This is a genomic window from Psychrobacter sp., assembly GCF_035469765.1.
Lineage (GTDB): Bacteria > Pseudomonadota > Gammaproteobacteria > Pseudomonadales > Moraxellaceae > Psychrobacter.
The window spans coordinates 1-11,797 of sequence record NZ_DATIRM010000385.1 but is presented as its reverse complement, the minus strand read 5'-3'; the positions used below and the strand labels follow the sequence as shown (position 1 = coordinate 11,797).

Annotated in this window: 10 protein-coding genes; 7 read left to right on the top strand and 3 right to left on the bottom strand. The window is 42.6% G+C overall.

Translation table 11 applies throughout. The annotated features are described in order from the left end of the window. The first annotated feature begins 151 nt into the window (after nucleotides 1-151). The 3 genes from VLN09_RS10755 to gluQRS all read left to right on the top strand — a co-directional run bounded on the left by VLN09_RS10755 (nucleotide 152) and on the right by gluQRS (nucleotide 3,200). Nucleotides 152-991, top strand: a complete 840-nt coding sequence (locus VLN09_RS10755; RefSeq protein WP_325246382.1) for a metallophosphoesterase — start codon at nucleotides 152-154, stop codon at nucleotides 989-991. A 523-nt stretch (nucleotides 992-1,514) separates the two neighbouring features. Further along, nucleotides 1,515-1,955: an RNA polymerase-binding protein DksA gene (dksA, locus tag VLN09_RS10750; protein ID WP_011514645.1), complete on the top strand. Its 441-nt coding sequence runs from the start codon at nucleotides 1,515-1,517 to the stop codon at nucleotides 1,953-1,955. A 255-nt stretch (nucleotides 1,956-2,210) separates the two neighbouring features. Then, nucleotides 2,211-3,200: a tRNA glutamyl-Q(34) synthetase GluQRS gene (gene gluQRS / locus VLN09_RS10745; protein ID WP_325246379.1), complete on the top strand. Its 990-nt coding sequence runs from the start codon at nucleotides 2,211-2,213 to the stop codon at nucleotides 3,198-3,200. A gap of 57 nt (nucleotides 3,201-3,257) precedes the next feature. Here gluQRS and VLN09_RS10740 read toward each other — a convergent pair whose 3' ends face one another. Both VLN09_RS10740 and murD read right to left on the bottom strand, forming a co-directional pair. Next, a complete protein-coding gene (locus VLN09_RS10740) occupies nucleotides 3,258-4,382 on the bottom strand; it encodes a putative peptidoglycan glycosyltransferase FtsW (protein WP_325246377.1) in 1,125 nt (374 codons plus the stop codon). Nucleotides 4,383-4,695: 313 nt separating this feature from the next. Beyond that, the gene (murD, locus tag VLN09_RS10735; protein WP_325246375.1) at nucleotides 4,696-6,111 is read right to left on the bottom strand and encodes a UDP-N-acetylmuramoyl-L-alanine--D-glutamate ligase; all 1,416 of its coding nucleotides are present in this window, start codon (nucleotides 6,109-6,111) and stop codon (nucleotides 4,696-4,698) included. A gap of 475 nt (nucleotides 6,112-6,586) precedes the next feature. Between murD and VLN09_RS10730 the strand changes: the two genes are divergently transcribed. The 4 genes from VLN09_RS10730 (at nucleotide 6,587) to VLN09_RS10715 (ending at nucleotide 11,204) form a co-directional block, all read left to right on the top strand. Further along, nucleotides 6,587-8,086, top strand: a complete 1,500-nt coding sequence (locus tag VLN09_RS10730; RefSeq protein ID WP_325246374.1) for a SulP family inorganic anion transporter — start codon at nucleotides 6,587-6,589, stop codon at nucleotides 8,084-8,086. Nucleotides 8,087-8,231: 145 nt separating this feature from the next. Next, nucleotides 8,232-9,086, top strand: a complete 855-nt coding sequence (locus VLN09_RS10725; RefSeq protein ID WP_325246373.1) for a universal stress protein — start codon at nucleotides 8,232-8,234, stop codon at nucleotides 9,084-9,086. A gap of 439 nt (nucleotides 9,087-9,525) precedes the next feature. Next, on the top strand, nucleotides 9,526-9,864 hold the full coding sequence (locus VLN09_RS10720; RefSeq protein ID WP_011514651.1) for a P-II family nitrogen regulator: 339 nt from the start codon (nucleotides 9,526-9,528) through the stop codon (nucleotides 9,862-9,864). Between the two features lie 77 nt (nucleotides 9,865-9,941). Then, nucleotides 9,942-11,204, top strand: coding sequence for an ammonium transporter (locus tag VLN09_RS10715; RefSeq protein ID WP_325246371.1), 1,263 nt, complete (start codon nucleotides 9,942-9,944; stop codon nucleotides 11,202-11,204). 293 nt (nucleotides 11,205-11,497) lie between these two features. Here the strand turns inward: VLN09_RS10715 and VLN09_RS10710 are convergent. Then, nucleotides 11,498-11,797: DUF2147 domain-containing protein (locus VLN09_RS10710; protein ID WP_325246369.1), on the bottom strand; the 300-nt coding region annotated here is incomplete at its 5' end.

Below are 11,797 nucleotides of genomic sequence, written 5' to 3'. Positions count from 1 at the left end.
ACACCCTCTTATCAGTCTAAAATGCCACCTATAAAAACCATATTAACGAGCCAGCCAGATGAGCTGCAATTGCTCAGCTGTTATTACATACGTAATCCTATCAAAACCTTAAAAATGTTCAGTTTTTTGCTGCGATAAGGGACAAAATATCATGCTAAGCTATCCTGTCAGTACCGTCAGTACCCCAGACGGACAGGTTAATGTATTGCAAATCACTGATTTACATCTATCATCACATGTGCCGGCTTCTGCTGATGAAACCAGTAGTGAAGTCGCTGTTTGCCAATATAGTTTTGAGGCAATTATCAAGCAAGCATTGAGCAAAGAGATACGCTGTGATTTGATTATCGTCACTGGCGATTTGGTCAATATAGTGCAGCCTGCTATTTATGACCATATCTTTACAGTATTGCAGGATACCGGCATTCCCTTTGCCTGTATTGCTGGCAATCATGACGTGACTGATGAGATGGGTGAGGATTTACCTTTTTACCAACGGACGCTGATTGCGAGGGCTGCTGACCCACGTTTGCTGAGCCGTCATCTGATTGAGTCTGAGCATTGGCAGCTGCTTTTACTTGACTCATCGATTAGTGGCAAGGTTGAAGGCAAGGTTACCGAAACTGACATTGCTTGGGTATGTGAGCAGCTAGCTTCTTGTGCGAAACCAGCGCTCATTGCGATCCATCATCATGTCTTGCCCGTAGATTCTGAATGGATTGATAGCCACATGGCAGACAATGCAGAAGAATTTTGGCAGCATATTGCGCCCTTTGAGCAGCTGAGGGTGATTATTAATGGGCATACCCACCAAGAACAAATGCAACAGCATAAAGGAGTAACTGTGTATAGCACGCCTTCTACCTGCTATCAGTTTAAACCGTTTGAAGACAACTTTGCCTATGATAACAATGCACGTCCGGGCTATCGTTGGTTGCAATTAGCCAACAATGGAAAGGTTGCAAGCTGGGTTGAAAGACTAGATACTTGACCACCTATTTTATTAGCTAGAATTAATTACTCGTTTGGCTATAATAGAGCTATGCGTCTGTCGGTGATATGCTAGCTAATTTTGCTTGATTCCTTATAAAATGACTGGCAAAGTACGGGTTTATAGTAATATAGATCATCGCCTCTTTATTTTAAATAAACAGTAGTTTCAAGACCGTATGACAAACGATAAATAGCAATATAAAAAAGACAGTTTCATACGTCATGAGACAACATTATAATAGCTAGGATAGCTACATCAACCCCAATCTAAGTTTTCACAGTCTGTGATTTGTTATTTTATTTAGGTACAACCATTTAAATAAAAATATTTATGACAATATACTTGACCATTGATATATCGATATCGGCATATCAAGATAACCATCTTAATCAGATCAGCTGTGTTACTAAGTGGTAAAACGTTTTATAAAGGGAAAATTTATAGCGTTTGGTAAATTGATAACGTCTGGTCTTTTGACAGGGCGTTTTATTGAATTAATTTGAAAAAGTAGGATACCAATATGAGCACCCTGACTACGAATCCAAGTGATGTTAAGTTTACGCCTTATGCACCTGCCAAAGACGAAGAATATATGTCTGATGAGCAGTTGGCGCATTTTAAGGCAATGCTATTAGACTGGAAGCATCAGCTGATCGGTGAAGCTGATCGTACTAAAACTTATATTCAAGATGAGTCAAGCGCCATGCCAGATATCAATGATCGCGCCACTCAAGAAGAAGAGTTTGCTCTGACTTTGCGTACGCGTGATCGTGAACGCAAACTCATTCGCAAAATCGACAAGTCTATTTCAGAAATCGAAAATGATGATTATGGGTTTTGTGAAACTTGCGGTGTTGAGATTGGCCTGCGTCGTCTTGAAGCACGTCCAACAGCGACTCAGTGCATCGATTGTAAAACCTTGTCTGAGATTAAAGAGCGTCAAAACCAAGGTCACACCTAGATCTTCGCTAAACGCACAGATAGTACAAGGTGAAGCACCCTTTAATAGGCAAAAGAATAAAGACGAGCGACCATATATTGGTCGCTCGTGGCGTTTTATAGGCGAGTTTTACTCTAATGACGAGTTACCAACAAAATAGCTGGATCTATTAAATATCTTTTTATGCTCAGGTCGTTTATTCTCTATATTTCTTTGGTTATCTTACAATAACTGCCTATTTTATAAACGCCTAACGTCTCTATATCAGAATAACCTATGCCAACTACTCAGAATATACCCCAGCCTATTGGTCGTTTTGCGCCTTCACCCACAGGGGAGCTGCATCTGGGCTCATTAACGACAGCGCTTGCCAGCTTTTGTCATATCAAATCTATCGGTGGCAAATGGTTATTACGTATCGAAGATACTGACACCGAACGTTGTGACAGACAGTTTACTGAGCAAATTTTGATAGATTTAGAGGCGCTTGGGCTCAACTGGGATGACGATGTGATTTTTCAGTCTGAGCGCATTGATATTTATAATGATTATGTCTCTTCAATACTACGTCCTTTGACCTACGGCTGTCAGTGCTCACGTAAGCGTTTAGAGCATTATTGGACACAACAAGAACAACAAATAGCGTTTACTAATGCAAACATATCCACTGACTTGTCCGTTAACGATGATAAAGGTATAGATAGCTACCTACAACCTAATAGGCAGCGCTATCCACGTTTTTGTATTAAGGCGAATTTAAATCCTATACAACATAAGCTGCGTATACAGCTGCCAGATTATTGTATTGGATTCAACGATGGTATTCAGGGCATACAGTGGAATAATCCGCAGCAAACCCTAGGGGACATGGTAGCTCGACGTCAAGATGGCATGATTAATTATATTTTGGCGGCAAGTCTTGATGATGGACTACAACAAGTCACTCATATCATGCGCGGTTTGGACATCTTACCGATGACGACTGCTCAAATCAGTATCATGCAAGCGGCACGCTTACCCACTATCAGTCATTGGTATCATCTGCCCTTGATATGCAATTCAGGTGGTCAAAAACTCTCCAAGCAAAATCTTGCGCAGCCTATCGATACTCATCATCCAAGTAAACTGCTTGCATATGCATTACAGCTATTAGGGCAACTGCCAGTCGAGCATGACTCCCCGGATCGTATGCTCAATCAAGCAATTGCTCAATGGGATAACACGCCATTACAAGGTAGACAGTCTTTAAAGATGCCTGCTACGTAATAAAACTACGTAATAAAAAAGCGCCGCTGCTAGCGACGCTTTGATGAATAAAACCAGTTAATAATAACGACACTGGCTTTTTTCAATCTCAGGGCTTTCTTTATAAATTTTCAGTAGCACTGCCACCATCACAAGGCTAATCAACATCGATGAGCCACCATAACTAAAGAATGGCATCGTCAAACCTTTGGTCGGAATCGCACCCATATTCATTGCTGCATTAATAATAGTCTGGGCAATAAACACCACAGCGATACCAAAAGCCGTATAGCTCATACGCATCTGCCGACGTTTGAGCGCGTTATAACTGATACGCATCGCACTACCGATAATCAGCGCCTCCAATATTAGAATCATCGTGACCCCAACGAAGCCTAATTCTTCACCCGTAATGGCTAATAAAAAATCGGTATGCGCTTCTGGCAAATGCGATAGCTTTTGTACGCTTTCACCATAACCGACGCCAGTAAACTGACCACGACCAAAGGCAATTAAGCTACGTGCCAGCTGATAATCGGTATCTTGGACATCATCAAATGGGTCTAAAAACGACATTACTCGTACCAATCGATATTGCACCGTTGCAACCATTAGTACCGCGCCACCGACGGCGACGGCACCTAAAGCAAGGAACTGCTTATAAGGCGCGCCAGCAATATAGAAAATAGCAAAAACAGTACCAAGGATAACCACAAACGAACCAAAATCTGGCTGGGCTAATAAAAGGACGGTCATCAATCCAACGACCAGAGCAATCCTTAAAAAGCCATCCCAACCATTACGAACTTCGAATGAGCGCCGTACAACAAAATCTGAGACAAATATAATCATCACAAGCTTTGCAAGCTCTGCTACCTGAAAGTTGAATCCAGCTAGCGTTAGCCAGCGCTTAGAGCCATTAATGGGCGTACTAAATAAGGTTGCAACCAGTAATAAACCCGTGATGGCCAACAGCATAAACTGGGTTTCGGTTCTATATAATCTTTTTAATGACACCACATGATAAGAAACCGCTGCAATAGCCAGTCCAATGCCCATGTATAAAAGCTGATTATAAAAAAATTTCAGTTCTGTCATACCGCGGCTAAGCGCAAAAGGAATAGACGCCGAAGCCACCATCAATAGACTCAATACCAATATACAGCCAACGCTTGATAGTAAAATCGCCCGTGCGGATGGCATAGACAAGACACCATCTGAGCCATTAGGCTGCCGAGATTGGGAAGAAGAACGAAAAAGAGAAGAGAGCGCCATAATTTTATATACACTAACAAACGAAGAAACACGACGTTTATACAACGCCACCGTTTAAAAATTAAGAAATAGATTTGACTGGACAGAGCTTTCTTCGACAGTAGCAGCAATTTATATTCAAAACAATCATTTATCCAGAAAACACTTGCCGTTTTTACGATTATAAAGCGCAGGTCACATAATCTTGTAACAAGGCGCTTTATAACCCTGTATCTGACAAATCAGGATTTTCTAAGATTGTCTATTCAGACACAGCATCCAATTGCTGCACGAGCTGACTAAAATTCTCGCCGCGAGCGACGAACCCGTTAAACTGATCAAAGCTGGCACAAGCAGGCGACAATAATACCGCCTGTACTTGCGACAAGCTACTTGCCGTTACTTGCTTAATCGTCGTAAAAGCACCTTCCAATGTCTGACATTGATGTAGGCTGACCTCATCACTCATACCAGCTGCTCGTAAATGCTGCTCAATCTGCTGACCGTCTTCACCAATAAATAGCACTTGACTGACATATTGATTGATAAAAGGTGAAAGCTCACCGAACTGCTGACCTTTACCTTGACCGCCCAATATTAATAATAGCTTACCGTCTTTTGGTGCATAAACAGCCCCTAAACCTTCGACAGCTGCCATGGTTGAGCCAATATTGGTACCTTTAGAATCATTAAAGTAGTCAATATCAGCGACAGTGGCGACGTATTGGCAACGATGCTCAAGACCTGCAAACTGCTGCAAGGTGTTTAGCATACTCTCAAGTGGCAAACCAGCAAGCTCACCCAATGCCAATGCTGCTTGGGCATTAAGCAGGTTATGACGTCCTTTAATTTTGAGTTTGTCTGCTGATAATAAACGCTCTGTGCCGCGTGCCAAATAAGTCTGTCCGGCGGTATCTGTAATAAGTCCATAATGCCCTTTATTAGGAGCATGAATACCTGTACTTAATCGCGGTAGACTGTCTGACACCAGTGGCCGAGTCAACGCATCTTCACGATTGATCACCACCGATTTGGCACTTTGAAAGATACGGTGTTTGGCTTGGTGATAGCCGAGCATATCGCCATGACGGTCTAAATGATCAGGAGACATATTGAGGACTGTTGCGACCTGCGCCCCTAAGTTGGTGACCGTTTCTAACTGAAAGCTAGATAACTCTATAACCGCCAGCTCCATCTCGTTATTACTCAGCAGGCTCAACGCTGGCACGCCGATATTGCCGCCTACGCCAACATTAACACCAGCATCTGCTGCCATTTGTCCGACCAGTGTCGTGACTGTGCTCTTAGCATTTGAACCTGTAATCGCAACGATTGGTACCGTACAAGCCTCACAAAACAGCTGAATATCGCTGACGACTGGAATATTTGCCGCACGCGCTGCTGCAATGGCGACATGCTCTAAAGAGATACCGGGGCTAATAATGATGCGTGCCGCTTGTTGTAATAATTCTGCATCTATCGCGCCAAACTGTCTGATATCGATAATCGCAGGTAGCTTATCTGCTAACGCAGGATTTTCTTGATTATCAGTAATGGCGACTTGGTAGCCTTGCTCGGTCAAATAATTCGCTACCGATAACCCCGACTGCCCCAAACCGACCACGACTTGTAAACCACTGCCTTTATGAAGTAATGTTGTTGCGGTGCTAGCGGTCATGGCTTTTCCTTTTATTAGACGAACAAATAAACGAACAAAATAGTATCAAGAAAACAGGCAATCAACATACTGCACCTATCGCCTGAACAATTTGCTTAAAATGAATAGCATGATAACGGTATCAACTACATTTCGGTACTAATTTTTCAATACTTTATACTATGATACGGCAGTTTTTATATTGAGTGGCTAATGCTATAATAGCGACCTTATGAAGAACCACTACATTGACGACGACTTCAGCATAGTATTTTAGTTTAGCATGTTGTCACACTTATCATGCGACAGTCGCACGCTCCCTTATTTTTTATCATATACATTTTTATAATTTTTCTGACAATTCATCTGTTTTCTTCTACCGCAGACCATGATTGCGGACACAGTTTTATCATTCTAGAAACGTTCATCATAATGCAATCATTCTATCACTGAATAATGATTGCTTTTTTTGTCTCCAACCATATGCAGTTTACTTATGACATCTTTTTTTGGTAATTTACGTGAAGAGTGGTTTTCCAATATTCGTGGCGATACCTTATCAGGTTTGGTTGTTGCTCTGGCACTGATCCCAGAAGCCATTGCCTTTTCTATCATCGCCGGTGTCGACCCAAAAGTTGGTTTATACGCCTCATTTTGCATCGCAGTAGTCATCAGTTTTGTTGGTGGACGCCCGGGTATGATTTCGGCAGCTACGGGAGCCATGGCACTGGTTATGGTTGATTTGGTCGCCGATCACGGTCTGCAATACCTGTTAGCTGCAACCTTATTGTGCGGTGGTATTCAAATCATAATGGGTATCTTAAAACTCGGTAATCTGATGCGTTTTGTGTCGCGCTCAGTGGTCATTGGCTTTGTCAATGCGTTGGCGATTTTGATCTTTGCGGCGCAGCTGCCTGAGCTCAACCCTGCCACTGAACGCGTCGGTATGACGGTTTATATAATGACTGCCGCAGGTTTGGCGATTATCTATTTATTTCCCCTCATTCCTAAAATTGGTCGCGTTATTCCATCGCCACTGATTTGTATTGTAGGTTTGACAGCTGTTGCCATGTATATGAATCTTGATATTCGTAACGTTGGTAGCATGGGCGACTTGCCAGATTCATTGCCAATGTTTTTGCTTCCTGATATTCCCCTAAACTTGACTACCTTACTTATTATCGCGCCTTACTCGATCGCGCTTGCTATCGTAGGTTTGTTGGAATCGATGATGACAGCAACCATTGTCGATGAGCTAACCGATACGCCAAGCGATAAAAACCGCGAATGTCGTGGCCAAGGTATTGCTAACGTGGTCTCAGGATTCTTTGGTGGTATGGCTGGCTGTGCGATGATTGGACAGTCAATGATTAACGTAAAATCTGGTGGGCGTACCCGTTTATCAACGCTTATCGCCGGTGTGGTACTGCTGATTATGGTAGTGTTTTTAAGTGATTGGGTCAGCTTGATACCGATGGCAGCGCTGGTAGCTGTGATGATTATGGTGTCTATTGGTACCTTTAATTGGCAGTCTATTCGTGAATTTAAGACCCATCCTATGTCATTTAATATCGTCATGCTAGCGACGGTTTTGACTACCGTCTTTACTCATAACCTAGCATACGGCGTTGGTGTTGGTGTGCTGTTATCTGCCTTAGCCTTTGCCAATAAAATCGGTCAATTCTTAACCGTCTTTAGCGAATACGATGACAGTAGCAATACCCGTTATTATTATATTCAAGGGCAAGTATTCTTTGCATCCACCACACAATTTTTGCAAAGCTTTGATACTAAAGAGGCGTTAGATAATGTTCATATTGATGTTAGCCAAGCGCATTTTTGGGATATCAGCGCAGTAGACACCTTAGACAAGTTGGTGATACGTTTGCAACGCGAAGGTATTGATGTAAAAGTTGTTGGATTGAACAGTGCCAGCCGTACCCTTATCGATCGTTTTTCGATTCATGATCGCCGAGACATTGGCTTATTAGATTAAAACTGTATGTGTGTTATCAAGCTGATATAAACGAGTTGTTTATTGATCAGCAATTATATTGGTATATAACATCAAGTTGGGCGGTTGAGAGCACTCTCTCGACTGCCCAACTTGATTTTAGTTATTGAAATGATGTGATGCCTCTATGAGTAATTTGAAACCAGATAGCGTGATTGCCTGCTTAGACTGTCCAGACCATGTGCAAGCCGTATTGGATGCAAGCATGTGGGCGTCTATCCGCCTGCAAGCTCCGATTGGACTGCTGTATTCAGTACCAAGCTTACAGCAAAAGGCAGCCGTTGATTATTCAGGTTGCCTAAATATTGATGATGAAAATACTTTGCTTGATCAATTTACCGCAAAAGAGCACTTCGGTAATTGTGAGCTAAAAGCGCAAGGTAAGCTGCTTTTGCATCAAGCCAGCAGTTATTGCGAGCAGCAACGTCACAAAATCAAAACCTATACGCTGCATCGGCATGAAAAGCTCGATGACAGCATTAATTATGTCGATGACCAAGCCCAACTCATTGTGATTGGTCATAATGTCACCTGTAAATCCACCTTAAGCCAGCTGATCCGCTCAAGTCACTGCCCCATTTTGGTGACTCATGCACCATTTTTGCCCCCTACCAGTGCTTTATTTGCGTTTGACAACAGCCCTACTGCGCACAAAATGCTCAATTGGCTATGTAAAACTTCTCTCGTGCGTGCCTTACTGGTCCACATCGTCATGGTCGGTAAAGAAAATTCTGAAAACTGTGATGCGCTACGTGAAGCCTATGCGCGCCTGAAACAAGCCGGCATTAAATGCAAAAAAATCTTACTCGACTGCCGCGATGTCACTTCAGCTTTAAACTACTACCAACGCGATAACGATATTGGTCTGTTGATGACTGGTGCCTTTGCTCAGCCGCGCCTGATTGAGCTATTAAAAGGCAGTGACACTAAAAAACTACTGGGCAGTACGACTACCCCGTATCTCCTGTTTCCAAAGGCTTAAAGCTAAACTCTTAATTTAATCCTCTTCACACTAAGGCTAAATAATTATCGATAGAAGTGCCAATCTTCATATTGACCATTATTTAGCCTTTGTCTTTTACCGCTGTTTTTATATCCTACAATCTTTTAGCAAATCATCACAGGAAATAAAAACATATCCTCCCCCAAGCGCTTAAAAAGTTGGTTATAATAAAGTTTGTATTCATGTAACGTTACAGGTTAATTAGCTGTTTATACAGGGTAAAATGAGGGTTATGTTTGCTGTATAAACGCTATTTTTGTCATTGTGCTAATAATTTTGAGTAAATTCGCCCTATCCTACCTTCCCTCTTGAGTAGGTTTGGCACAATTCTTGAATCATTTAATATAAGCATGATCATAATATGTTGCATCAAATGGCATCTATTGACCTGCGACATCACCCATATAAGGATTTTTTTATGAAGCTAATCACTGCGATCTTAAAACCGTTTAAGCTCGATGATGTGCGTGAAGCGCTTTCTGACATCGGTGTTAAAGGCGTTACCGTCACTGAGGTCAAAGGTTTCGGTCGCCAAAAAGGCCATACTGAGCTCTATCGCGGCGCCGAGTACGTGGTGGATTTTTTGCCTAAAGTAAAAGTGGAAGTGGCGGTGATGGATGAGATGGTTGAACCTGCTATCGAAGCCATCACGCGCATCGCTAGCACCGGAAAAATTGGTGACGGCAAGATATTTGTGACCAATCTCGAGCAAGTCATTCGTATTCGTACGGGTGAGACAGGTCCTGACGCTATCTAAGCATAAGACTTACCTATAAATATCTCTTTATAGGTCATACCGATCTCTGTATTGCATATATTCAAGGGGGAATTAACATGCAAAATCAAATCTTTGAGCTCCAGTACGCGCTAGATACGTTTTATTTCTTAATGTGTGGTGCGCTTGTCATGTGGATGGCAGCAGGCTTCACTATGTTAGAGGCGGGGCTGGTACGCTCAAAAAACACCGTGGAAATCTTAACCAAAAATATCGCGCTTTTTGCGACTGCCTGTATCATGTACATGATATGCGGTTATGCCATCATGTATGACGGCAATTTATTTTTGAGTGGTATTGCAGGTAGCGAGAGCCTAGTTGCCGATGCTTTAGCTGCCTCAGCTGAAAACGGCTTTGATGGCGATGCCGTTTATTCCAGCGCGTCCGACTTTTTCTTTCAAGTGGTCTTTGTAGCCACCTGTATGTCTATCGTCTCAGGTGCGGTCGCTGAGCGTATGAAACTATGGTCGTTCCTATTATTTGCAGTGGTGATGACTGGCGTCATTTATCCATTAGAAGGCAGCTGGACATGGGGTGGCAAAGAGGTCTTCGGTTTATATAGTCTGGGCGACTTGGGCTTCTCTGATTTTGCTGGCTCTGGTATCGTACATATGGCAGGTGCGGCGGCGGCGTTATCAGGTGTACTACTCCTAGGAGCGCGCCTCGGTAAATACGGCGCTAAAGGTGAGATACGCGCTATTCCTGGAGCAAACTTGCCATTGGCAGCACTTGGTACCTTAATATTATGGATGGGCTGGTTTGGCTTTAACGGTGGTTCAGTATTAAAGCTTGGTGATATCGCTAGCGCTAATTCCGTTGCTATGGTGTTTTTGAATACCAATGCTGCCGCTGCTGGTGGAGCGGTTGGTGCTTTGGTTATCGCACGCCTTATCTTTGGTAAAGCAGATTTAACCATGCTCTTAAACGGTGCATTAGCAGGTTTGGTTGCCATCACAGCAGAACCTTTAACGCCCTCAGCGCTACAGGCTACCCTCTTTGGTATGACCGCAGGTGTCATCGTGGTCTTATCGATTCTGTTACTAGACAAAATAAAGATTGACGACCCTGTAGGCGCGATCTCTGTCCATGGGGTGGTGGGTTTATTTGGTCTACTCATTGTACCGCTGACCAATCCAGCAGCATCCTTTATTGGTCAAATAGCCGGTGCCGCGACTATTTTTGCATGGGTCTTTATAAGCAGCTTAATTGTTTGGAGTATTATCAAACTAGTCATCGGTCTGCGCATCTCTGAAGAAGAAGAATATAAAGGCGGTGATCTTGCCGAATGTGGTATGGAAGCCTATCCAGAATTTATAAGATAGTTGATTAGCGAGTATACTGTAAAAAGAATGTGTCGTGCTGCTAGGATGAATTTTTGAAGCCTCTGCAGCACATTATGCACAGCAAGTGACGAACATTTATCGTAGCAAAGCTACTACCTAGCTTGTACCGCTTTTGTTTTGCAATAAATACCTAGCCAAGATCTTAAAATTACTTTAAACAGAAATATAAGAACAGATACAACTAAAAATCCCGCAAAACCTTTAGGTAATGCGGGATTTTTTTATTCTCTATTAAGACTTAGCTTAATAAAGAGAATTACATTAGCGTAAACTTATTTCTTTTTCCACGTTTGGCTACGTGAGAATGGCCCTAAGTGACCTTTTAGGTCAAGATTGCTACCTTTCAAGTTAGCCGTCAGTTTGTAAGTTTTGTTCTTTTCAGGGTCAGTGATCTTACCACCACTGTATTTACCGTTACCATCAGCTTTTAGTCCAGAGATAATCGTCATACCAACGTGCTTCTGACCTTTCTCTGACACGGTGCTGATAAGCTTGCCCGTTAACATACCATTTGACTCAGTGATTTTAACAACACCTTTTGGCTTACCTTCATCATACGTCTGCCAAGTAGT